General features: G+C 39.7%; 17 protein-coding genes. All 17 read left to right on the forward strand.

The features are described 5' to 3' along the window. The first annotated feature begins 10 nt into the window (after window positions 1-10). The 17 genes from AC1S8V_RS09360 (at window position 11) to AC1S8V_RS09440 (ending at window position 26,747) form a co-directional block, all read left to right on the forward strand. Window positions 11-6,562 (forward strand): phage tail tape measure protein, encoded by a 6,552-nt coding sequence (locus tag AC1S8V_RS09360; protein WP_482073386.1) that lies wholly within the window; start codon window positions 11-13, stop codon window positions 6,560-6,562. 40 nt (window positions 6,563-6,602) lie between these two features. After that, window positions 6,603-10,064 carry a phage tail spike protein gene (locus tag AC1S8V_RS09365; protein WP_482073387.1) on the forward strand — a complete coding sequence of 1,154 codons (3,462 nt, stop codon included), beginning with the start codon at window positions 6,603-6,605 and terminating at the stop codon, window positions 10,062-10,064. Window positions 10,065-10,083: 19 nt separating this feature from the next. After that, window positions 10,084-10,701 carry a distal tail protein Dit gene (locus AC1S8V_RS09370; protein WP_482073388.1) on the forward strand — a complete coding sequence of 206 codons (618 nt, stop codon included), beginning with the start codon at window positions 10,084-10,086 and terminating at the stop codon, window positions 10,699-10,701. Window positions 10,702-10,720: 19 nt separating this feature from the next. Beyond that, the gene (locus AC1S8V_RS09375) at window positions 10,721-11,356 is read left to right on the forward strand and encodes a hypothetical protein (RefSeq protein WP_482073389.1); all 636 of its coding nucleotides are present in this window, start codon (window positions 10,721-10,723) and stop codon (window positions 11,354-11,356) included. 8 nt (window positions 11,357-11,364) lie between these two features. After that, window positions 11,365-12,006: a hypothetical protein gene (locus AC1S8V_RS09380; protein ID WP_482073390.1), complete on the forward strand. Its 642-nt coding sequence runs from the start codon at window positions 11,365-11,367 to the stop codon at window positions 12,004-12,006. A gap of 8 nt (window positions 12,007-12,014) precedes the next feature. Next, on the forward strand, window positions 12,015-12,503 hold the full coding sequence (locus AC1S8V_RS09385; protein ID WP_482073391.1) for a hypothetical protein: 489 nt from the start codon (window positions 12,015-12,017) through the stop codon (window positions 12,501-12,503). A gap of 46 nt (window positions 12,504-12,549) precedes the next feature. After that, window positions 12,550-13,683, forward strand: a complete 1,134-nt coding sequence (locus AC1S8V_RS09390) for a hypothetical protein (protein ID WP_482073392.1) — start codon at window positions 12,550-12,552, stop codon at window positions 13,681-13,683. Window positions 13,684-13,702: 19 nt separating this feature from the next. Then, the gene (locus AC1S8V_RS09395; protein ID WP_482073393.1) at window positions 13,703-14,245 is read left to right on the forward strand and encodes a hypothetical protein; all 543 of its coding nucleotides are present in this window, start codon (window positions 13,703-13,705) and stop codon (window positions 14,243-14,245) included. A gap of 67 nt (window positions 14,246-14,312) precedes the next feature. Further along, a complete protein-coding gene (locus AC1S8V_RS09400) occupies window positions 14,313-14,927 on the forward strand; it encodes a hypothetical protein (RefSeq protein ID WP_482073394.1) in 615 nt (204 codons plus the stop codon). Window positions 14,928-14,960: 33 nt separating this feature from the next. After that, complete coding sequence (locus AC1S8V_RS09405) at window positions 14,961-15,533, forward strand: hypothetical protein (protein ID WP_482073395.1); 573 nt, start codon at window positions 14,961-14,963, stop codon at window positions 15,531-15,533. 4 nt (window positions 15,534-15,537) lie between these two features. After that, the gene (locus tag AC1S8V_RS09410; RefSeq protein ID WP_482073396.1) at window positions 15,538-16,236 is read left to right on the forward strand and encodes a hypothetical protein; all 699 of its coding nucleotides are present in this window, start codon (window positions 15,538-15,540) and stop codon (window positions 16,234-16,236) included. 3 nt (window positions 16,237-16,239) lie between these two features. Beyond that, window positions 16,240-18,831 carry a hypothetical protein gene (locus AC1S8V_RS09415; protein ID WP_482073397.1) on the forward strand — a complete coding sequence of 864 codons (2,592 nt, stop codon included), beginning with the start codon at window positions 16,240-16,242 and terminating at the stop codon, window positions 18,829-18,831. 65 nt (window positions 18,832-18,896) lie between these two features. Then, window positions 18,897-20,015: a discoidin domain-containing protein gene (locus tag AC1S8V_RS09420; RefSeq protein ID WP_482073398.1), complete on the forward strand. Its 1,119-nt coding sequence runs from the start codon at window positions 18,897-18,899 to the stop codon at window positions 20,013-20,015. 61 nt (window positions 20,016-20,076) lie between these two features. After that, window positions 20,077-21,342 carry an SPRY domain-containing protein gene (locus tag AC1S8V_RS09425; RefSeq protein ID WP_482073399.1) on the forward strand — a complete coding sequence of 422 codons (1,266 nt, stop codon included), beginning with the start codon at window positions 20,077-20,079 and terminating at the stop codon, window positions 21,340-21,342. A 56-nt stretch (window positions 21,343-21,398) separates the two neighbouring features. Continuing rightward, on the forward strand, window positions 21,399-22,637 hold the full coding sequence (locus AC1S8V_RS09430; protein ID WP_482073400.1) for a hypothetical protein: 1,239 nt from the start codon (window positions 21,399-21,401) through the stop codon (window positions 22,635-22,637). 565 nt (window positions 22,638-23,202) lie between these two features. Then, window positions 23,203-24,777, forward strand: a complete 1,575-nt coding sequence (locus AC1S8V_RS09435; protein WP_482073401.1) for a hypothetical protein — start codon at window positions 23,203-23,205, stop codon at window positions 24,775-24,777. Window positions 24,778-24,788: 11 nt separating this feature from the next. After that, the gene (locus tag AC1S8V_RS09440; RefSeq protein ID WP_482073402.1) at window positions 24,789-26,747 is read left to right on the forward strand and encodes a CBM96 family carbohydrate-binding protein; all 1,959 of its coding nucleotides are present in this window, start codon (window positions 24,789-24,791) and stop codon (window positions 26,745-26,747) included. Window positions 26,748-26,752 lie beyond the last annotated feature (5 nt).

Genomic DNA, 26,752 nt, shown 5'->3' on the forward strand with positions numbered 1-26,752 from the left:
CGATTCATGAATGCAGAATGAACTGGATTTAAATATAAATACCAATCAAGTAATTACAGATCTGAATAAGGCCCTTCGAGAACTTTCAAATAAAATGAACAAACTTGAGGTCAAAGTGGATTTTGATCAAAGTTTTGTACAAGGATTGAACTCTTATGCAGAGGGCTTGAACAGGTTGAATCGTACCATGGTTCAGAATCAATTGATGATGCAGAGTTCATTAGATGAATATAAACGAATTCAGACGATTCAAGAACGTCAGCGTCATATGACGGATGCTGAGACAGCAGCTTATGAGAAACAACGCAAATCCATTAAACGTCTGGAACAAGAACTAGAAGGCTATACAGTGACCAAGAGTAAAGCAAACAAGAATCAATTAGGTGAAATTACCGGTTACTCTAAAACATATAAAAATGATGCAGGTCAACTTCTTACAGTGAATACCAATAACGATGGTGAAGTAAAAAATTACGATAAAGTGATGGAGCGTGTAGGTCAACAGCAACGTCTCCTTAATCAACAAAACCGTTTGAATCAGCAACGTGAAATCATTCTCAGTGAAGAACAGGCCACGCGCAGAGCTTTGGAACAGCAAACAAGCCGAAACAACGAGTCCAAAGATCGAGCACATCAGCAAGCACTACAACAGAATGCAAAAATGGATACAAACCTGCGTAATTCCATTAAGGAAACAGAAGAAAGAATCGCTCAGGCAAGTCAAAAATACAGTTTGAATGGAACGGTATCCAATGGGTTGAGATCTCTAAGCAATGAAATGCTGACACTTAACTCATCCATGTCTACGGTTGGTTATAAAGCATCTGCGGAGCATTTAGCTAGAGTCAATGAGCAGCTTAAAGCAACTACGCGCTCGTCTTCTGCAGCAGGTGGAGAAATCAAAACCTTGGGTGAAGTTATGCAGGGTGCCTCAACCATGGCTGGGGGGTGGATGAGAAATGTAACCTCATTGATTCAGCCCATGGATGTCTTAAGAAAAGCAGTTCAATCCATCATTCAAATGGATGGTCAGATGAATCAGTTAGAACGAACAATAGGGAAGTCATTCAACGAAGATCGAATGTTGGATGGTAGTATCAATATCGCTCAATCTACGGGACGTAGCATGTCTGAGGTAAACGGGAATTTAATCGGCTTTGCCAATCAGGGATTTAACGAGTCAGATACACTGAGTCTTGGGAAAGCTGCAAGTGTGTTTCAGAATATATCTAACTTGACACCAGGTGATTCGGTTAATACGCTTACTGGTGCAATGGCTGCATTTAACATCGAAGCTAATAAGAGTATGGGAATTGCGGATAAGCTCAAGGAGGTTAGTGGGAACTACGGTGTTTCAAGTAAGGATCTGGCATTATCCTTAACTTCAGCTGGCGCAGCAGCCAAATCCTTTGGGGTTTCGATTGAGGAGCTATTGGGAAATACAGCAGCTATTAGCAGTATTACTCGGGAAAGTGGAGATGTCGTCGGACGAGGACTGAAGGCGATATATACTAGAGTTGGCTCAGATGAACAATCTGCCGGGGCTCTACAATCCGTAGGGATCTCCAAAGCTGACAAAGATGTGATCACGGTACTTGATGAACTTGCGGGAAAATGGAATCAGTTAACGAAAGCTCAGCAACAAAATACGGCTTTCAGCTTGGCAGGACAAGATCAGACAACAACGTTTACTGCGTTGATGCAGAATTGGCAGACATCAGTGAATGCATCGGAATCAGCCCTACATTCGCAAGGGGCGGCAATGAAAGATAATGAGCAATATATGGGATCACTCGGCGCACGAATTCAAAATATGCAGACCGCTTGGGAGTCACTCACACTTGCGCTGGGTAACGCATTGGTATCAGACAGCATTATCACCATTACTTCACTTGTTACCGGTTTACTGAACTGGATGGCACAACTAAATAACAGCTTTGCATTATTTGGCCTCTTAGGCATGGCCGTAGGTTTGTTAAGCGCGTCTTTACGAATTTTGGTAGTGGAGATTGCGAAGGCCGTTCTTGGTTTGATGGGAATTCCTGCTGCAACTATTGCAGCGAGTGCGGGTACCAAAGCGTTGAGCATGAGTCTTACTATATTAAAAAATTCTTTTAAGGCATTACTAGCTAGCACTGGTGTAGGACTTGTGTTTGCGCTTATTGGTACCGGTTTAGAGTGGTTAATGAATAAGTTCTCAAACGCGACTCAAGCCACCGAGGATTTTTCTGATAAAACAGAAGCGCTGAACCAGAAAGTGTACGATCTCAATGGTTTGAAATCTTTGTCAGCAGAGTATGAGGAACTCTCAAACCAGAGTTCGCTTAATTATGAAGAAAAAACAAGGCTTGCTCAACTTGAAAGTGAATTGTCTACCAGATACGGAATTACAACTCAGTCACTTAACGGTCAGACCAAATCTCTGAGTGAGAATACAGAAGCAATTAAAGGGAAAATCGAACAACTAGAGACAGAAATTGAAAACGAAAGATTCAAGGCTGAATTGGCATATAACAAACAGTCAAGGGACATTGAGGGAAGAATAACTGGTAATAAAGAAAAAATTAATAACAAGGAGGAAGAAGTAAAGAAATACAAGTCTGATACCTATGATTATTGGCAAAATGAATTAAAGAAGTATAATCGGATGGGTCCAGAAAATTATAATCAGACTGATTACAATAAGGCTGTCAATGAAAGTGAATTTGCTGCTCAAAAATATGAAGAATTGCGTCAAGAACTTGCCGATTTAAATCAAGAGTTCCAACAAGATATTAATATTAAAGCCGATGCAATCAAAGGAGCTTATCAGAGCTATATAGATCTACAAGAAGCAGAAGGGATCGAGGTTAAGGCATCAACCCGAAAGTTTGTCGATATCTATGTTGAAATGGCTGCTCAAAGTGAAGCTACAGCTACGGAAATTGGTGAAGATGCCAAAGAAATATTTAACGCTCTCCAGAATCATGAATTTAAGACACCAGAAGAAGCAATGGCTTTTCTACAGCAGTTGCCTAACGTTGGTGATATGACTATAGATACGTTAAATAAAGTTAATCAAGCAATCGCTGAGATTAATTTAGCACCGTTAGAGGAACCTATCAACGTAAATACCGATTTAAGTAAATTCACCAGTGAGGTCAATAGTGTTACCTCAGAGATTGGCAAATTGAACTCTGTTATTCATGACCTATCCAAAGGGCAGTCTCTGTCTGCAGATGAGATGAATGCATTAATTCTGAAGTATCCCGAACTTGCTAAGCATGTGAAACAAACCAAAGATGGCTATACAATTGAAAAATCAGCCTTGGAAAACTTGAAGAAAACCAAGGTTGATTATTTCAAAACATTAGAATTGCTAGGTCAAAATGAGCTGATTAATAATAACCAAGTACTGGCAAGTAAACTGAAAGCTTGGGGAATTGAAATCAAAGCCATTACGACGGTTGCGGAACTAAATGCTGCAAAAGCCCAAGTCAGGTTAAAACTGGCTGCAGACGTTGAAGTTGAGGATTACACAGGATTAGGAACAGAAAATCAGGGGATGCGTAACAAATTTAATAAGGATCTCCAGAATCTTGCAGCCCCTTATGAAGAATTTTTAGTAACTGTACATAACACAAATGCCACTATGAGTGCATTGACATCATCACTTGATTCTTTGGGTATTAGTAATGAGAAAAACGCGGGGTCCTCTGATAAGGCTGCAAACTCCGCCAAACAAGCCAATAACACATATACAGAAACCACGGAGGTTCTGACCGAACTTCAGAAACAAATTCAAGGTGTAGATAAATCCTTGGATGATCTTCACAACAGACAAAAGAATATGGAAACCAGTTCAGCTGCATATCGAAAATCTTTGATGGAAGAAAACTCTTTATTCGAACAGAAGAAAAACCTTATTGAGAAAGGTATACAGAACCCGGAGAAATTAGTATCTACCAAAATAAAAACAACCAAGCAATCAGAAGATGCAACATCTGAGAGCGTTTTTACTGCAGCGAAAACAACAGGTAGTTACGCAGGAAAATATGCTAACTATATTAACAAGTATGCTGAGCAGTATAAGGTCGACCCGAATATGATTGCGGCAATTATACAAACAGAGAGTAGATTCAAGCCTAATGCCATGTCTCCGGTAGGAGCATCAGGACTTATGCAGTTAATGCCTCCTACAGCCAAAGGATTAGGGGTAAAAAACAGTTTTGATCCTGAACAGAATATTAAAGGGGGAACCAAATACTTTTCGGATCTTCTAAAAATGTATAAAGGTAATGTTGAACATGCTCTGGCTGCGTATAATGCGGGTCCTGGAAATGTAAATAAGTGGATTAAGAATGGTGAAATACATAATATTCCTTTTTCGGAGACGAAAAAATACGTTCCCAATGTACTTAATAACTATGCTTCTATTTCGGGAATAGCATCTATAAACTCTGAATCATCCACCCCAAAAAGTACAGGTAATACGTCCGTAATTGTACCAGCGACGTTAGATGAAAAGAATAAAGCAGTAGAAGAGAAGCAGAAAGAATTAAAAGATATTTCTAACCTACAAATCGATAATCGGTACAAGCTAATCGATTCCTGGGCTGAATATTACGAATTGGCAATCGATAAAGTACAGACAAAGATCGCAAAATCTACAAGTAAACAATCCATGTTATACATTAATTCTGAGGAATGGCGCAAAGAAGAACAGTCACAAATTAGTTATGTTGGTCAACAAATTAAATTGAGAGAGCAAGAGATAGCCAAGATTAAGCAACTGCTTAAAGATAAGAAAATAACTTCAGAAACGTATAATAAGCAAATTGCAGACCTGGGATCAAATAACGTAGAGGATGAATCTCAAATTTATGCTAAAAGAGAGAAAGTGATAGATTCATATATCGGAAGTTATAATGACAAGCTTTCGGAACAAGATCATCTAGTTTCTCTTTCAAATGCAAAATTGAAGACTATGACGGAAGGATCTGCAGAATATAATAAGGAACTTGCAAGCCAAATTCCTGTTCTACAAGAGAAAAACCGTATCACAGAAGCAGAGATTAAATATGTAGAGCACCTGCTTTCAGGTGGCAAATTAAACGCTGATCAGACCGTTAAATATACCAATACGCTGAAAGATTTAAACATAGCGCTAATAGACAACAATTCAGCTATGAGTGACGTAAATGAGAGATTACAAGCCTTGCGTGAAAATGCCGCAGACAAAATTATTGAAGATTTCAAGAAAGTCATTGAGCAGCAGCGCGACTTTGCTATCGATGCCATTGATGAGCAGCGGAAAGCTGAAGACGAACGTCATAAAGAGCGAAATAAACATCTGGATGATGAGCAGAAGAAGTTCGAAACGCACATTAATGCACGGCTAAAAGCACTGGATCGTGAAAATTCTTCTGTCGATTATGAGGAAGAGTTGACCAAGAAAAAGAACGAACGTCAGAAAATTGTGGACAAACTTAACGTTTTATCTTTGGATAACTCCATGGAGGCTAAGGCAAAACGAAAAGATCTGACAGAGCAACTCTCAACCGTAGATGAGGAAATCGCTAAGTACGAACGTGATCGTGAAAGAGAGCTTGTTAAGCAGGGACTACAGGACCAACTTGATGATCATAAGAACTACACAGATAAGCTAAAAGAAGAAGATAGCGATCTTCATGAGGCAACGCTAGCTAATCTGGATGATGAGAAGAAGAAAACAGAACGTTACTACAGGGACATCCTTGAGGACCAAAAGTATTTTTATGATTTGAAGCAAGGATTGATGAGTAACGATGCTGCAGTCGTCAGTGCAAAATTAACCGAAATAGGAGACAGGTATAACGAATTATTTGCTAGCATTAAGCAGCATGCATTTGAAACCTCTCAAGAAATGCAGAACATGACGTACAACTTTCAGCAATCGATGGAAGGCATAGGGAAATTTAAAGCAGGAGACTATTCATCATCCGATCCAGGATCACAGGGTAACAATAATAGTGGATCAGCCAATGAATTTAAAATTCAAGGCACGATGGAAACGAGAAAAGCATGGACACATTATTTGAGTAATAAGGATCAGGCCGAAAAAATCCGAAAAGAAATGGCTTTGTATAATTCAGATTCATATAAATATCAGCAACTGGAAAAGGATTTCAAAAAACTACAAGAGGAGAACCAGGGATACCGGGACAAATATAAATTCCCTGACAATAGCTTCGCGGAACTGGCTAAGCTAAATATCTTCTCTGCGAATACTGGTGGTATGACTCCGTCGTTTGCAGGAGGAAAATTCCTGCTTGCCCATGAGAAAGAGTTGATTCTGAATCAATCGGATACATCCAATCTTCTGAAGATTGTAGACGTTGTTCGGGGGATCACAGATCGAATCAAGACCGGTCTTGATTTCAGTACATTTAAATTTTCTGAGAATAGAGTTGCCGGAAATACAGATAACCGAATCCAGATTGATAAAGTTGAAATTATGGCTAAAGATAACGATACCGGATTGAACTTGCTTGGGAAATTCGAAGAAGCGTTGAATAACAAATTAAAGTGGAGAACCATTTAGGGGAGGGCAGAAGCCCTTCCTTTTATATTTGCAGAAAGGAGTGAAGCCATTGCCAGGTGTTATAGACTATCTTAGAAAACCTATACAGCCCCAATATTTTTTAGCAAAGCCGAATCGGGAGATCATTAGTAAAATGAGTGAGATTTGCCATGACTCCATGAGTGTACGCTTAAATGATGTTAGCGAGTTATCGTTCTCTATACCGTACCAACTGGATATTGCCCATGTCTTGCACAGAAACAAAAATGTAGATCTGATCAAAGAACGATATTTAATAAAAATGGTGCAAGGTACCAGGATAGAGTGGTTTACGGTAAATAGCTTAGGGGATGATCTGGGTGATGCGGACATGTTAAACGTCCGTTGTTACTCTCTAGCAAGGGAATTGTCAGACAAGCGTATCCATAGTTATCTTGCAGAATCGTATCATGCAGAACAAGTGTTGACGGAACTGCTGGCCAACACGCTTTGGAACATTGATTATCTGGATGCCGATTTTAAATTAAGTTACAGGACATTCGATTTTTCATCTAACAGTGCGCTTGAGGCTGTATTCTCAGTAGCAGAGACATATAACGCGATTGTTCATTTTAATACAGAAAAACGACTAATCAGTATGACCAAGCCAGAACTGACTGGAATTAATCGAGGACTCACCGTGGGTTATGGGAAATTGTTAAAAAGCATGAATCGAGAGACAAGTGCTGAGGAGATGGTTACGAGATTATATGCCAGCGGCAGAGATGGTTTAGGAATTCAGAAAGTGAATCCTACAGGACAGAATTATATTGAGAATTTTGGCTACTGGTTGTATCCGTTTGAACGCGATTCTTCTCGTAAAGTTATTACCTCAAGTCTTTGGATGTCTGATGGACTGTGTCATGCTTTACTTGATTACAATAACTTGGTTGAGTCTAACAAGGAGAAATTCAATCAGTACCTGGATCAACTCCAACAGTATGAAAAGGATCTGATTCCATTACAGATTGATCTGAACAAGTTACAAAACGACGAGGCTGTTTTGGAGGAAGTGACACTTTCCCAACAGTTTGCTGATAAAATGTTTTTTGAAAAATTTACTCATTCGGGCAACTCATCTCGAACATTTCAACTTAATTCAGATTATGCATATGCTGTCATGATACGACTTGAGCCTGCTGCTGGAGTATCCATTTCAGTGAATGGAACATGGGTCAATGCAGTATCTGGAAAATGGACGATGCTAACCAGATCTAAGGGGGCTGATTCGGTTACGGTAAGTTTAAACGGGGGTGCAGCAAGTTGCTTCATTCAGGTAAACACTATAAGCCTGGGTGAATACGAGACCTCTTCCAATGAAGCTACCATTGTGGATCGATATAGTTTGGATCAGAAAAAGAACCAGATCTCCCTGAAAGAGGTCGAAATTTCAAACCTGAACAGCAAGATTATAGCGGTTAAGCAACAAATTACACAGCTACAGACCTTATTAACGGCTGAGAACAACTTTTCCTCAGAGCAACTACAGGAGCTCAACTACTTTGTTATTGAACGAGAATTTAATGAAGACAAGTACATTGATGAAAAGGATCTGTACGAGGCAGCTCTTGAAAAATTCAGGGAACTACAGGTACCACAACTATCTGTGGATATAGATATAATTAACTTTCTGGAGATTGTGGAGGAACAGCTTAATTGGGATAAACTCAATCTTGGGGATTACGTCAATGTGAAATATGAATCAGTTGGTATTGGTGTGACCGCCCGTATTAGTGAGATTCAATATAACTATGATTCGTCTTCCATCAGTCTAACATTATCCAATATCAAAAATGTAAATGATGAGTCTACCCGAATCGAGAAGTTTCTAAATGAAACCAAGAATACCTCGATCATTGTTGATACCAATAAGACAAAATGGGGTCAAGCGGTTGTTGATTCATCTGACATGAGCAAGCTGTTCGACCGATTCTGGAATAAGGTTACGAATGAAATTAATATGTCCATTAACAACACAGTGGATATTAACAACAAGGGGATTACCATTACTGATCCGGATGATCCATTACGTTTTCTACGTTTGACAAACGGTGCACTTGGCCTGACACGATCAGGGGGGCTGAGATATGAAACGGCCATTACGGCAGATGGACTGATTGCTGAAATGGTGTTAGGCAAGATCATTCTGGGTCAGCGGGTTGTGATAGGAGATACAACTGGTGTGTTTACCATTGAGGGGTCCAGATTGATGATTGATGACCGTTGTGGACGTGAAGTCGTGAAGCTCGGATTGCTCTCGGAACAACCGGATCGTTTTGGATTTTTCCTGAACAGGTATGGTACCTCTAACTGTAATGATACGACCAAAGTTAATCGCGTTTCTATGACAGCGGAAGAAGGATTCATTATCGAACGTTTTCGTAACGGGATTGCTGATAAAACATTCGGTACTTCGCTTGATGGGGATTTGTTTGTCAAAGCTGGCGTGGATGATCAGGTCTTTACAATAGATAAAAATGGTTTAGCTCTCGGGTCCAGTGTATGGGCGAGGGCTCCTTTTCATGCGGATTATTACGGTAATGTCTGGATGAATAAACTGTATGCAGATTCAGCAGAGATTCAAAACTCTTTGTTCAAAGATGGCCAGATCGAGGGATCATCATTAACCTTGCGAGATGGGGCCGGTGTGATGAAAATGTTCCCATTGAAAGGATTCTGGGCTGGCGCAGAAGAGTTTGAAGATGCTGTTGCGTCCATTGCCATGGACGGTACTGCCAAATTCAAAAAGCTGAAGATAACGGATAATCAAAACACGCTGTTGATTGATTCGGAGCAACGTAAGATATTCATGAATCAATGGGACATTGTAGGTGCGGGAGCGATCGATGCAGAACTGATCGCTGCAACGATGGTTACGGCAGAGGATGGTTTCATAAGTTCAATCGTGTCTGGCAAAGTTTCGACTTTGACGCGTGCGGCAGTACAAGGATGGTCCAACTATATCAAGATTGAAGGGAAAGAGTTAACCTTTCTGACGAGTATGGTTGAGGCGGGAACGGGTACACATAAAGCGTTATCGGATGGGCGCAAGTTATATTGGCGTAATGCCAGTCAATCTGGTGAAATGACAACGGATGTAACCAGCTGGCCAGTGATGGTCTATGGAATGACAGACAAGACCAAAATGAAGCTGTATTTTGAAGGAGATGGACAGACAGCCTATCCGATTATTAGTATGGGTGAGGGAGATGCAAGGCAATATGGCAAAGGTCTAATAACCAAACCCAATGGGTCCCTCGAACTGTTATATTCGGCACAATCCAATGGAAGAGGAAGAAGTCTGAAATTCATGGATGACAAAGTGATTATGGAGTCTGAATCCGGACCAGTTGAAGTAAGCGGCAAAGAAATTATTTTCAAAACAGAAGCCGGTTCAACCATTCATATGAAAAACGATGGTGATATTGAAATCAAGGCTAATCGCAATATTAAAATTAACGGCCAACGTATAGACCTGAATTAACAGTAGGTCTGGAAAGGAGGTGATTACGATAACCATTCGGGATGCACTGTATTTTTCGTATGCAGGCCAAAAATCTGTGGATTTTGGTATCATTAACGTCAATCTTAGCAGTGGTATGTTGGAAGAAAACTTTGCTCCTTCCCGGAGTATTGTAGAAGAGAAGATCAAGGGAAGGGATCAACCTTATTTTATGAGAACTGAGGTTGAACCGCTACAATTCTCGGTCTCTTTTGCATTTGAAGAGAGTTGGGACTCAGACAAGATCAGGGAAGTGGCGAGATGGTTAACGCAGCATGACTATTATCAGGAATTAACATTTACTACCGAGGAAGGGGTGAATCCTGAAAGGATTTTTTATGCACTCGTTGTAGATGAAGCAACACTTATACACAATGGACTGAGGGAAGGTTACATTACATTGACGTTCAGGTGTGATTCACCGTATGCCTACTCCCCGGTAATGACAACGCGAACGTATGAATGGAAAGACCGGATCTATGAGTGGAAACCGACTTTTCAAACAGGGATAGATTCCCAATCGGTGATTGTGAATTCAGAAGGTCATCTCACCTTAAATACGAACCGACCTAAATGGAGCGATTACCCCAAATATACAACATGGATTGAACTGAACTGAATTCGGAAAGGAGAGAATTATGTCAACAAATACATCCAAGCTTCAATTAAAAATACCAGCGTTTACAGATGAGATTGAGAACACCATTCGAGATTTGGGTGAAAACTTTCAAAAGTTGGACCAGATATCCGATGACTTTGTAACAGACATCCCTATTCGCGGAGACTATCTGCAAAATGCGACATTACGTAATGCCAACTGCGTATATGGCAGTTATTACGGTTGGGTAAACACACGTACTGGTAAAGCTGCTCCTAAATGGGAGAGTGTGCATTCTTACAAAAATGGAGATTACATCGTGCCAACGGTGGATAATGGTCATGTGTATCAATGCATCCAGTCCGGTTACTCTGGTTATCGGGAACCTGTTTTCCCAATATCAGAAGGGGCTGAATTTCAGGATATTCGGGCAACGAGTCAGTGGGCTTCAACCACCCTGTATCAGAAAAATGATATGGTGTTGCCTTCAATAGATAACGGCAGGTACTACATATGTATCCAGGCAGGAGAGTCCGGTGATCAAGAGCCAACATGGACTACGATTGATGGAACAACAACGTATGACAAGAATGCAGTCTGGTCCACCCATCGAATCGCAAAATGGAAAGAAATCGGTTCAGCTGCCTGGTTTCGACCTTTTGGGAAGATTGAGTAGGTTTTTATATGGCTAATTGGCTGTCAGTAACACATCAGAAAGGTCATTATATATCTGGTCCAATTCAGATTCCTATTGAATCGGGAGGCGTATTAAGTCGGGTGAATTGGGTTAGTGAAGTTAGTTCGGAGAGTTCCAGAATTACCATACAGACGAGACATTCAATGGATGGAATGGAATGGAGTGCTTGGGAAACGTGCATCAATGATGGAACTGTACCTGGACTGAATGAAGACACAGCGGTCAATCAGCATCATTTTATGTATCGTGTCTTGTTTGATACAAATGACTTGAGTAAATCACCGAAATTGAAAGAAATCACTTTTTCGTTTGAACCGGTTCTTGTGCTGTTCAATAAAGGAGATCAGGTCTGTAAGCCTGAAATTTGGATTCACAAGCAAGGGAACGGTGACTTTCAGATTGACAATCAGTCCCGGCATGCTGAAGTGTTTCGTTTCAAGAATCTGGTGCATGATGAGGAAGTGTATGTGGATAACGAGAGACAGCATATAGAATCCTCTCTTCCCGTAACGTATAGATATAAGGATTTTAACGATCAATTTCTAAGTTTGTCTGTGGGAAAAAATATTTTGCGTGTTCGTGGAGACGCACGAATCCAGTTCAGATATCAATTCAAGTTGTTACAGTAGGAGGTTATATGACTGGAGTAGCTTATAACGGTTCAAGTGTAAGTCAGACAAGTAAAAGTGGGCATGTTACATACGACATTGAAAATTGGATTGAACGTTTTTGTAGAACTAGGGACGAAGAAACAGGTTTGTGCTTGGACTGGGGCGGTGGAATTTGGACATCAGCTGGTAGTGGAAGCACCAATGCAGTCATAACCTCATCGGGGACAGTATCCAACTCCACGGTATATGTGAACGGACGGGCAGTTACATGTGTGAACGACCCCTCTCCAGATACATGGACGGCAAGTCCTCCTGTACCAACGAGTAATGGCTCAACAAGATATATTAACATACGACCCTCGACATCGGGTAGTGGACAGGGAAGAGTTGCATCAGGGAGTACGACCGTATTTGCAGGAGCTAAAGCCATTGGCAGTGTCAATTCAACGGTTACCACATCCTTGGGGACTTCGGCCCGAATCACGACTGGAAGCAGCAATGTATATACAAACTGAGTATTAAACGAAAGGAGGTGAACTATTGTCAAATTTACATACACATATGCAGTATAATGATCCCCTCACAATTATTGCTCGCAAGGGAGATGCTGTAGATCCATTTGTGGATCGGACAGATTCGTTACCAGTCATTAATAGCATGATCACTTTACTTGAAATCCCTTCATCTACCGATAAGGTTGTTATTAGTGGTTTTGTTGAGATTGACCAACATGTATATGAGAAAAAAGAGAAGTTGGCAGAGAATGAGTTTCTCGTTCATTATGGCATGGGTACCATTCAATTTCACCCTTCTCAAGAAGGGAGGGTTCATCTATGTCGTTATAAAGGTAGAGGACTCATTATGTATCCTGCTTCACGAATCTATGCAATGATTACACGTAATCCGGATGTTATCAAAACATTGCAAGATTTTATAGAAGAATCACAGCGTAAGCTGGATGAGACGCAGTTGGCGATGGAACGAGTAGAAGAAGTCATTCAGCAATCCATAGACCAGACCGGGCAAGCCCGGCGTGCCACGGATCATGCCAACCAGGTAGCAGATGAAGCGTTAGAAGCTGCAAATCGAGCAAAAGATGCCTATCAAACCACTCGACTCGTGTATAAAAGTCCGGTATCGGATCTTCGTGAACTGCGGGACACCTATGCTTTTCCTGAGACAGGCTGGACGGTCCAAACCTACAAGGATGGCAAAAGATACCGTTATGATGGAAACAACTGGATTGAAATTGATGTGTTTGGCCAGAATTTGCAGGTAGTTAATCCTTATAAGGATGGCTTAATGAGTATAGCCGAGCATCTGAAGTTAAACGAAATTCCACTGGAAGTCCAAGACCGTGTAATTGTATTTTGCAAAGAGTCTTATGTCTTTCAGGAAGTCATAGGGGTAGTAGCTCCTTTCCCATTTCATGGAGAGATCCTGGATGTGAAGGGTTTTTGTGGCGTCTATGGAGAAACAGAAACAGAGATCAGAATTGAGAAATCCAGAGATCTAATCAACTGGGTGGATATTATGGACTCTCCATTGGAGTTTAATGCACTAGCTCATGTTGACAACAAAAAGGCGAAGTTTAGTAGCAAACAAGTTTCGGCAGGGGATTTATTTCGGATTCAAATTATCAAAGCAGGACTTGATATTCAACATCTTACAATTCAATTAACCATACGAACATAAAAAAAGGAGATTGATTATAATGACACAACCAATTATTACATGGATGGACGCAACACATAGCAAGGAGATTGTAGCACCGTTTGATTATGGTGTTATTGATGCAGATACCAAAAGTGAAATTCGTATTTTTAATGTGTGGAACAACAAAGGTGGTGCGACGGATGTGTCAAAAATGGAGGATTGCACCTTTACAACACGGGATATGGATGGGGGCACTGGTGATACGGTTAAACACGATATTGAAGCTGTTAAAAACAACTGGTTTCATGTGCAAGTGGACTCACTTGGGGAGAACGATTTGGATGAAGAGAGCTCTCGTGTAGGCAAGGACTTTTCGAAGCCTATTGGAACTACGGGCAAAACTACGCTGGATCATTCAGGAACACCTTATGCAACACCGCTAGTACCGGGTGCAAAAGAGATTTTGGGAGTCAATAACAATGGAAATCAACAAGACGCGGCGGGTAACTATGTAACGCTGTCTATTCAATGCGAAGTACCCTTGAATGCTCGTAGTGGTAAACAAGAGTTCAAGAAACGTATCTCCTATCGTTACGTTTAAGAAAAGTTAATGATGCAGACAGGCTATTATAGCCTGTCTTTTTATTTATCTATGAGGAGGAAAAACTGTGATTTTAGGTCAGAAACAGTACTCTCGTTCACCTGTATCTCAAGCTTATATATGGATTGCAGATTATTATGATGGAACGTATCTGAGTGAGTATGATCTTCAGACACAACATTCACACCGCTTTTATGACATCAACAAAGAGAAGTTGGTGTTATTCGGATTGATGGGCCAAGGATCCCAAGTTTATTACAATGTTGCCAATGGGGTCTTTCACATTAATGCTGATCGTTACTCCATATCTTATGAATGTGAGGAGCAGGAGTACCCTTTAACCGGGAGAACGTTTGTATACAATGACATCATTCAATTCAAGAATGGGTCCTCAGAAGCGAATATGGCTGGATTTTCAGGGCAAGCAGAGGCTTTCAGAAATACGATTGAATGTTTTAACTTTGGTTACAAAAAAACAATGAACCTGAATGATGCACAAATTAATTTTCAATGTGTATGTTCCTTGCCTTTAAAGGAATCCGTATTCTTTCAAATAAAAATTTCTTCTAACCTGGACTTGCCTGGGCAACTCGTTATTCGTAAAAACGGGTTTGTCGTAGACCGAATCATAGCCCCTCTGAAGGCAAATCATGCAGGGATCATAAACTGGGACATTCGTTGAGTTGGATTTTGAGATGAGATAGGTGGTGAGAGTATGGCAATTCAAGAAATTACACTGGATATAGATCTATCTGTAGGTGTTTTTCAAGATACGATAGTTGAGGAACAGAGGTTGAAATTAAGAGAACTGGGTCATGATGCGGACGGGAATTCAATCTATCCTGCTACTGGATCTTGGGAGTCCACTCCCATTCGGATTCAGGATAAGATTGCTTCATTGAAAGGTGTGGCTGCAAGTGTAGACGTAGTGGATAGAGCATCATACAAAATCTACTGGAGTACATCTGAGGATGGTTATGAGTGGGGGGCGTATGAGGAAATCGTAGCAGATGTGACTGCTCCTAAATCTCCAGCAAAGTATGCGAAGGTGAAAATTGAGATTTTTGCAGAAAAGAAATATTCGAATTTCTACATAGACGATTTTAACCAGAAGGATAAATACAGTAATCCTTTTATTGAAAGTGATTCGGGTTCACTAGGGCTGAAGAGAAAATATCAATTGAACATGGAACAAGCATCTGACACTCCAACAGGCATGGTGTTACGTCAAAAGGTTGAACAAGCGAAATTTAAGAAAGTAGATAGAATCAGAGTGAGTAAGGGGTGATTTTATGGCAGCTCCAGCGACTACAGGGCAGTTGAGAGAAAAGCTTTCTGATATGGAAATCGGAGATTATATTATTTGGAAGTACGATAATACAATAACTGGATATATTTTTGGAGGAAGCACAACAGGCTATACAGAAATTCCACTAACAGGGACTGCAATAGCCAGTATGCCTTTGAAATATTTTTGGTATGCCATCAAAGTGGACAAAGGGCTACTAATAGCAGATCGATTGACAAGTCATACGATAACTTGGGATTGGTTAAATGCAAGACAATTTGTCGAAGGATCGCCGCGCATTATAAGTGAAACATCAGGTATTATTCGTTGCCCAAGTGGGGGTGTAATATATGCAGACGCGAATGGGCAAAAATCAAATTCAGATTTAGGTTTTGGAGCATTTCCCTCTATAAATGAGTGGGACAAGTATCTCATTAATTTTCCTGTAAACAAGATTCTGTCAGGAAAAATTCTAGATGATGTTTTTCATCATTTAAGTAATTATAGCTGGTGCAAAGAAACACCGAATTATGGCACATGGAGAGACAAAGCTGGAAATTCGACTACAACAGCATCTAATAATCAGCGCATTGGAAGAGGTAGTAATACCAGGGCACAGTGGAGTGACATAAACTACTCTGCAAGTGGTGGTTCATATGCCACATGGGGCTTTCGTCCAGTATTTGAATATAGGGAGGTGTAGTAAATGGCAGTATTAGGAGATCAATTAAATAACCCCGAAAGTGGATGGCAGAGGTACGATGATACGAATGACATGATTGTGTACACAGGTACATGGTTAACAGAAACGCTTGCTGGAAACTATAATGGAAGTGCAAAGTATACATCGACCAGTGGATCAACGATGAGTTTTACTTTCTATGGAACAAAAATAAGAATTATTGGTGGTTTGTATTCAGGTAGAACGACAACAGCTCAAGTTATTATTGATGGAATAAATGTTGGAATAATCAATGAAGACTCAACAACCTCAAGAACGAAGGCTTTGGTCTTCGAAAAAAATGATCTGTCCCAAGGTAAACATGTTGTTCAAATTAAAACAGTAGACAACAAAACACTAATTCTCGATGCAATTGATGTAGGTGAAGATGGATACATGACTAGAAGTATTGGAGTTGTGTTAACAGCACCTGACGCAGGTTGGAAGAGGTATGATGATAACAATTTATATTTCAACATAACGAATGTGCCTTCGATAACACACGCATCAGCTTATGGTGGAACAATTAGATATATTGCAATTGCTAACAATAGTAAAATTCAATTTGAGTTCCAAGGAACAAAGATTAGATTTATCGCTAGTACTGGTGTGTCTAATTATAGTCCATCTGTAGGTGTTAAAATAGATGGAGTCGAGTTTGAATACAGTTTAGCTATAAACACGAGTCATCAAATTTTTGTCTTTGAGAAGCTAGAACTTGAAGACAAAAGGCATACAGTTGAGATTTATACAAAAGACAGTTTGTCGTTCTCGTTTGATGCTATAGACATTGATTCCAATGGTCAACTTATTACTACTGTTGGATCGCAAATACCAATACCAGAGGAGGGTTGGAGAAGGTATGATGATAGTGTATCTTCTATTAAATATGTTGGAAACTTCACTAACGGTGTTGGTGCTGGTGCATACAATGGATACTCTAATTACACTTCAACAATAGGTGACAAAATTGTTTTTGATTTTGAAGGAACCAAACTAAGATTAATTGGAGCACGATATACCAATCGAAGTGATTTAATTGAAGTTTACGTTGATGGAAAATTGCATGGAACTCATTCGCAACTAGGGTCAGAACTTGCACAAGTACTTCAGGTTGAAATTGTGGGATTACCGAAAGCAAGACATCAAATAGAAATTGTGAATAAGTCCAGTGGGTCAACGACTACTTTTATGGCTCTTGATGCAATTGATATTGACCTAGATGGTCGTTTGTTCCATCCAGATGAAGTTGCAAATATTGCTGAACTTGAAGTTGGTAAGCGGATCAGATGCAATTACGTTTCGAATACTTCTGGTGTGGCAGGAGAGTTTAAAAATTTAGGAAAACAAACATCTGACTTTATATCAACAACATCTGTTCCAAGTTCGCCTAGCGGTGATTTCTATTTCATTGTTGCTGACGAATACAATAAAAAGAAGATATTGATTGCAGACAGACCTATTCAAGCGGCTATCACATGGGATGCATTAAATAGCAATGGTCTTGTGTTTGGTGTTCAAAAGGATTTAGGAGTGAAGAATTATATGTTCGTTGCAAGACTCCTATCTGGTGGATATTCGGCGGCAGACAAAGACAATGAGTGGGATCAGTACATTGTCAACTCAACGTTAAATGGTAATATTATTGCTGGAGACGATAGAGTATGGAATTGGAGCGCAGGATATTCCTTAGCAAGCACAACAAATGCTAATAGTGCAAACAGAGTTCGAAGAGGGGCAACTACGGTTGCAACATTTAGTGCGGCGGCTTCTTCATCTACATCTTCTAGTGGATATAGACCATTATTTGAACTAGAAACTTTGCCAATGTTTAAATCATTCATCAAACATGATGGGTCGTATAAAAAATATGTGCCAAAAGTTTTTATTGAATCGAATGATAACGCGATACCTGTCATGACCTCTAACACATCTCCATCTGGTGTAGCAAGTGCAAGTAGCATAAATAGTGTAAGTTTCGATGCTTATCAAGCGTTCAATGGCATTCAGGATGAACGATATGGATGGGCTTCTCTAACGCCTGTAAGTTGGTTGCAATATCAATTCCCAGCTAAGAAGATTATCTACAAGTATTCTCTTGCTATGAGAACTAATGGAACCTATTATGTTACTGGTGAACCACCAAAATCATGGACATTTGAAGGCAGTAATGATGGCATTAATTGGATTGTCTTGGATACACAGACTAACAATACGACATTAGCCAGAGGATCGATAGAAGAGTATAGAATCAATAACTCAGATGCTTACATTCATTACAGAGTTAATGTGAGCGCCAATCAGGGAAATGCATCCATAACAGTAATTGCAGAGTTGAAAATGTTTGAGAAAACACCAAAAGATGAAGTAGTTGGATGGAATACAATTTCCGCAACTTTACCTTCAGAAGACACTTTTATTAATGAAGGAATGGACGATCTATCTGTATTAGATAGAAAAAACGAAGTTTTCGTTCAGACCATGACTGTCAATGGATCGCTAGGATCAGGTAAGTTGTTCAAAGGGAATATTGATCTGAAAAAGTATTTCGAAATAACAGGTGTAAGTGTGAAGTAGGGCTTGAATGCTCTACTTCTTTTTTTATGTAAAATAATGATTACAATTAGAAAGGAGATGATCGAATGGCATTATTACCATATCCCTCTGATACTAGCAAAAGGTTAAAGTTAATTGTAAATGACTATAAAAGTTCGCAGACAGGGGTAATTCCTCAGTCTTTGGAAGATGGAGATGTTACTAATGCGTCATCTTCAATGTATTGGCTTAACAATACTACACAATATCTTGATGTCAACTTTAATGAAGAAGTAAACATTTGGAGATACCCAATTGAATCTTATTCTGGTTATACAGGTAAACTAAAAATTCAAGTTTGGAATGGAGTCAGTTTTGTGGATTTCCCACAAACTGAAGCCGTATTAACAACCGAATTAAAATGGACGAAGTTATTTACAAATATACCTAGAGGAAGATATAAGTTTCTATGGGACAGTGGCACATACAGGGGTGATGCAGAGTGGTTTGTAGAAAGAGTTGTTAAAAATAAAATCTTACTTTCATCTAATAGCAAAACTTATTCAGTAGCACCAACAGTTTATGCGACAGAAACAGCAATCCCACAAATGACATCCAATATCACTCCTAGTGGTATGGCGTTTGCTAGTAGTGTTTATGGCACTGGCTATGAGCCTTGGAAAGCGTTTGATAGAAATGTAGGTGATTACTATAGTCAGAATTCAATTAAAACAGGGCATTTGGGTTATGAGTTTAGCAAACGTGTCGTTATAGGAAGATACACACTAACCGCAAGCACTAATACGTTCGCTCCTAAAGATTGGACTTTCGAAGCTAGTAACGATGGAGAAGTTTGGACTGTGTTAGATACACAAATAAATCAAAGCTGGACAGCGAACAATACAGACAAAGAGTACACTATTGATATTAATAAAACAAATAGTTATAAAATGTATAGGCTGAATTGGGGTTCTAATAATGGTGGCGGGTATGTCATCATCCGTGAGTTTAAGATGTATGAACGAATGCCATTTAATCTACTGGAACTATCCAACCAATCAGAACAAACCTTTATGAAGTGTGGTATGGAACCAACAATTAATCCATCACAGTTTAACGGTGTAAAATCTATTGAATCTAATTCTATTGTTTACGAATCAGGCAAAATCTTTGAACACACAATTGATATGTCAAAACGTAAAGCGCACAAGATTATATTAGGCTAATATTACAGAACACATCTAAATACAAGATGTGTTCTATATAGTTTTTGAAAGGAGATGGAAAATGAAAATATTGAATGTCACTCTAAACCCAAATGATATGGGAACTGGGATTACATTAAGCAACGGTAATTTATCATTCAGTGCGGCTACCCCTAGACAAGCTGTTCGTGCCACTCATGGTAAGACTACTGGAAAATGGTATTGGGAGGTTAAACTTGATAGTGGTGCAACAGCAAACGTAATTGGAATTTCAAATAAAAGTTTCCCCCATTCCTACCCAGACACCTCCCCTTATTGGAGATCGCTTTATGCAATAAATGGTGTTATTTTTCCCGGAAATACATCTTATGGATCAGGTTGGGCAGTAGGAGATATCATCGGTGTAGCACTTGATCTTGATAATGGAACATTAGGTTTTTATAAAAATGGCTTAACTATGGGGATTAGCCATACAGACATCAAGGATTTAGGGGAGGTTTACCCTACAATTGCCACTATGAGTACAAGTGTCAAGACAATCACATTTAATTTTGGAGGAAAACCATTCGCTTACAACATTCCTTCCGATTTTAATGCTTACAATATTGAGATGACTAATAAATTCTTGATTTCAACAGAAGGTGAGTCGCATTCCATCTTAGATGGACGAAAAAACACTGATACATCTATACCTATAATGACATCCGATACTGCACCATCTGGCAGGGCTTTTGCAGGAACTGTTTATTCGACAAACTTTCCTCCTTGGAAAGCATTCAATGGTATTGATGATGCCGAAGGATATGCTTCGCTCAGTGGTAGTGGTGGAGTGGGATATTTAGGATATGAATTTCCAAATGCTATCTCTTTGTATAAATATGTAGTTCGATCAAATGACTCAGGACACCTAAACAAAATGCCTAAAGATTGGACTTTTGAAGGTTCAAACGATAGTGTGAATTGGACTGTATTGGATAGACAGGTCGATCAAACGTGGACAGTTAGATTCACCGATAAAGAATATATTTTAGATGATTCTTGGCACAATATGAAATTTAAAATGTATCGATTAAACTGGACGGCGAATAATGGTTTTGCGACCTATACAGATGTGAATGAATTGAAAATGTTTGAAATAATCGTACCAAAGCTTGCAAAAGTTCCTTCGTTATCAGAGAGTTACTTTAATAAATATGGAATGAGCAAAGGAGTCGATATTGATTTACACAGCAGTATTGTATCGATAAGTGAAATAAGTGATACATCAGAACTATTGGGACCAGGCAAAGTCTTCAAACAACCAATCGATAGGTCAAAGCGTAAAGCGCACAAGATTATATTAGGCTAAATTTATGAACACATTTATATGGTGTGTTCTATTTGTTTTTGAAGGAGATGATGAGTATGCGGATTAGTCCAATAGAGAGATCACCAAACTGGACTATTGATCAATCTGGTTTGACTGCTACAAAGTTGAATACCTCTATCTATGATGGACTCAGAACAACAGAGGGCTTCTCTTCAGGAAAATGGTATTGGGAAGGAAAACATATTTCTGATGGAGGAACAGCAAGTGGATTTGGTGTCGTATTGTCGAGTGCAGACATGAAGATTACTTACGGCAACAACATAGTTACTGCTGGCGTAAACCATAAATACTATTTTCGGAGCGGGGTACTATACAATCCTCAAGTTAACGGAAACAACACAATTGCCAATGGAGACATTATTGGTATTGCCCTAGATCTAGATGACTCTTCAGGCACAGTACAATGGTATAAAAATGGTGTTAAACAACCACAATCATTTATAGGATTAAAGTCGTTAGGTGCAACTTGGTATCCTGCATTTATGGCTTTTAATGCATCATCTATAGAGTTTAGATTTACCAAAGAGACAATTTCATATCCTATTCCTGATGGATATCGGCAAGCAGAGAATTATAATAAATTCTTGATTTCATCTGGTGATGAATACTATAGCATTACAAATAAATACAAAGATAATGCTATTCCTGCAATGACATCTAACATTACTCCATCAGGTGTTGTTGATGCAAGTTCGACTTACACAACATTTTATCCTTGGAAAGCATTTGATAGAATTGTTGATCCAAATGGATGGGTTGCTAATATCAATGTTCTAACTGGATGGTTAAGTTATGAATTTGATTCACCTAAAATAATTTCCGCCTATTCAATTCAAGCAGGAAACACTCCTGTAAACAGACCTCCAAAAACTTGGACATTTGAGGGTTGGGATGGATCAGAATGGGTTTTATTAGATTCGAGAATGAATGAACCCAACTTTGCTGGAGAGGAATATCGTCTCTATGAATTTAAAAATAAGGTTGCTTATAAGAGATACAGAATTAATGTCACTGCGAATCAAGGCGCTGGAGACTTCTTGGCGATTGGTGATTTAGGTATGTATGAACTCGATAAATACATATCTTCCGTAGACAATTCAGAAACAAGTTTTCTTGAACATGGGATGAACAAAGGAATGATTATTGATTTGGAGGATGAATTCAGCGAAAGAAGGTCATTGGTTAAAGTTAGTGAAAAAATCGGTTTAGGCAAAGTCTTCAAGCAAAAAATCGACACAAGTAAAACACCAATCAAGAGAGCATCGATCACATAAGTAAATGAAATGAACTATCTATTTATAATTCAGAAAGGAGTTGGGGTGACAAATGGCAACTTTAGGTCAAGCACTACCTTTTCCAGAAAAAGATTGGATTAGACACGATGATACCAGCAATATTTTCAAGTATTCTAGTGGATTCGTTTCCTCTCCAAACGCTGTATATTACAACGGAACTTCTAGGCTTTCATCGTCTATAAATTCAACTGTAGAGTTTCAATTTGAAGGCACTAAGATTAGACTACTTGGCAATAGTCATAATATGGGATCATCTAATATCTCTATTATGATTGACGGAGTTACTGAAATTTACAGCCAATATAACCAAAATTCTGTCCTTCAGCAAGTATTGTTATACGAAAAAACATTGAGCAGAGGTATTCACACAGTTAAAATAACAACAAATGACGCTTATTACGTTCTTTTTGATGCAATAGACATTTATGATAAGAAATACTATAATACACTTTTTCATTTTAGTGGGTCATATTACTATTATTCAAATTCATGGAACAAGCTATCTAACAATACACCAACGGAGCAAGATTACATTGACTATGGGATGGACGACATCTCCATCATACCTGAATCCGCATGGTCACAACTCACTGGCGAAGTCGAATTATGCTACTACACGGATGACCTAACAAAAACAGAAGTATCCTTTAATATCGAAACAGAACCTTTTACTCTTGAAGAGGAGTGGGCAGACAAGGATATTGAAGTACTTTATTATACTGATGATCCATCGATAACAGAATCAGTGGTTACAATTGAAACTGATCCCTTCACCCTAGCCGAAGAATGGGAAGACAAAGAGATCAAAATCATCGAATACACCGATGACCCAAATCAAACCGAATCAACGATTACAATCGAAACCGAACCATTTACCCTCTACGATGAGTTGGGTGATAGTGTGGATGTTCTATACTACACGGACGATCCATCCAAAACATCAGCAGAACTAAATATCACGGCTAACTACTCCCCATTGGATGAACTTGAGGGAGATTTTGACGTGGTTACGTGGACGAATGATGAAGAAGTAATCGCCGGAAATCGGGACATGGTGCTGACATATAACGCGCTACCGTTTGAGCAATTAATTGTTCAACCAACCGACATAGCACTCTATGGAGATCTGAAAAAGATTGTCGCTACGAAAGTAACGGAGAACAGTCCGGAAGGTATATTAAGAATGGCAGCTTCGTTCGACTCGGGGCTCACATGGAAAACATACCGTTTCAACAAGTGGTTCGATATGGATATCCAAAATACAACCCTATTCAAAAGAAAAGGAATGAATCTGGACACACTCAACGCCATCCCTAAAAAGGATCTAATAGATTTAACACGAATCGCCTATTACTTCGATAGCAGTAAGCATTATGAAAATAGCTATTCGCTGGACGAAGTGAAGATGATCGTTGATGCGCCTCGTAACGCAGTGGAGTTTAGAGATATGTCACTGCAACTTTTAAACACCACTGCCACAATCAACCTGACCTTCTCTGGTAACAAACTTACAGGTGTGCTGAATGATGGAGATCAGGGCAAGGTTAAGTACCGCGTGTTGTTGAACGGGAAAACGTATTATCCGGCAGACGGGAATTTTACGCGACTAGCAGCTTCTCCATTCGATATTGAACTCAATATTGACGAAAGAGATGTTAATTATGGCGTAGAGAATACATTGAAGGTTGAGTTTCAGGACTATTGGGGTGCCGTAGACTCCTGGGAAACCAAGTTTATCGGATCGTATTCAGGATTAATGTTTATGGACGAGTCGGGAGATTTTCTTTCAGATACCTTTGGCGGTATTTTGAAACAACTCGATTATGGGGTGATCATTGCCGGACAGACGACGTTAACGAAGAAAGTCAGAATCAAAAACTTGCTTGGATATGCTGTGGATCATGTTTACCTGGAGATGGATAAGAAACAGGAAACGGATGGTGTTGAAGTCCAACTATCCAGACAGGCCGATCCGTTTCTTCCGATCGATTATCTGACCTATGGTCTGATTCAACCGGAGGATAGCATCGATTTTTATATTCGTATTGCAACGGATATTCATGCCAAGCCGAATCCTAATGGTAATTTTGAAATGAAGGTCACAGCAGACCGGGTGTAGCTCTCAATACAATGAGACAGGAAGTGAGTGGAATTAATAACGGGGAGACTCTATTAGATAGTTATATACATATTAAAAGTCCGGAAAATCGTTTTGCAGCAAAGTATATCCTGTACAATCAAGTCGATGAAGAACTGTCTTCGGTCCTAATAGCTGCTACAAGAAAAGTGTCCGAGATCATCTCCAGTGTATCCGTACGTATCAGACGGTCACAGGAATTGAGCAATTCGCTATCGGTGATGTACAGGTCACAAGGAGATCTGAACGCAATCATTCAAGCGGCATCCAAAGTTGATCTTGAAGGCATGTTGTACGTTCGGCCACATAACCGTGCACACGGCAAATATGAATTACTGGAAGCACCGCGTGTAACTGTTAATCTTAAGCCTGTTGCTGATGCAACCACGCGAAGTCAAACTCACTTGCAGACGATCAACTTTGGTGATACACAGCGTATGATGATCGGCAGAGACGAGATGGAGCAATTCGAATCATTTATACATTTTGGTGATCTGGAGACCAGAATACCCGATCTGCTATATCTGGAAGAAGCTAAATTGAGGTTATATTACACAGGAACCCTGGCACCTGGAGCACATATTGAGCTGCATCAGCCTGATACACTGTGGCGGGAGTACGGGATTACGTATGCGAACAGACCTCAGTCCGTTCAGCTCTTATCGTCCAGTTATATCATTAATAAAACTGAACGTTATGTTGAGTTCGATATGATGGCATTACTCCAAATGTGGAGAGAAGGCATTCTTTCAAATGTTGGAATGATTATTCAGTCTAGCGGTAACACGCCGATATATTTCAACACTCGTGAGTCTTCCAATCCACCTGTTTTGCAGATCGAATATATTACTTCTCAGATCTATTCCATCGGTCGAACCGAAATTGAAAGTGAAGTTTTTATTTATGGTGCAGGTCGCAAGGAGATAGCTTCAACGTTAGTTGTACACAGTGATATTGGTCTGGACTGGCTCAAATCTCAGTTGTACGTCCACCGCTATGAGGATCATATGCATCATGATATACCTCAAGTAATCGCAGTCAGCCGTCCGGACCTGGATATAGATCTGACAATAGCTAAACGTATAGATGCGGAACTGGATTCGAACATTTCTATTGCTGAGAGTAGGACAGAAGAGAAGGAAACATGGGTTGCTGTTTCTAAACCCGAGCTTCATTCGCAGTTCATTACCGCCATACGAACAACTAGAGATACAGACGGCAAACTTGCCGTTAGAACAGGTCTGGACGACGACAAAACTGTAGAAATCGCAGTGTCTCATCCTGACTTACCTTCAGTTATTACGGTAGATAGACAAATGTCTCTGGTCAGTACGTTAACGATATCACAGTTATTCGATGATGGACGGGATACAAGTTTAATTGTATCCATACCTGATCTTCATGCTTCATTGGAAGTCTCCAATTATATAAAAGCAACTTCAACGTTGGGGTCTTTGCTAACGGTCATGTACGACGGTGATTCGACTGTGATTTCGGAGATTATGGTTAATAAACCTGATCTGAATAGCGTTTTTCAAGTCAGAGCATTAGATCATGATGAGAGGGCAGGCAGTCTTGAGATTCCTTATCTGGAAGAACAGCCTGGGCAATTATATATCTCCAGACCTGATGTACTTTCCAGTATTGAGGTCAAGTATATGGATGTTTTGGAAAGCCACATTAGTATCAAGGAAAGAGAATACTTGGATGGATATCTTCAGGTGCGAGAGTGGAAGGATATGCAGTCTACGGTAGATGTGAGACAGATTGTGGACATGGCGACTGAAATGACAATTTCCAAGCCTGATCTGGCCGCTTATGTCCTGCCAAGAGTTATTGCGAATGAAGAGTTAGATTCGATCACAAGTATCCGTAAACGGGATGCCAGTGATTTGGTGACCACAGTGATTGTGAAGAGTCCAGGAAATCAAGCGTATTTTTACATTTTATAAAATGA

The sequence above is a fragment of the Paenibacillus sp. B46(2026) genome (genome assembly GCF_056786355.1).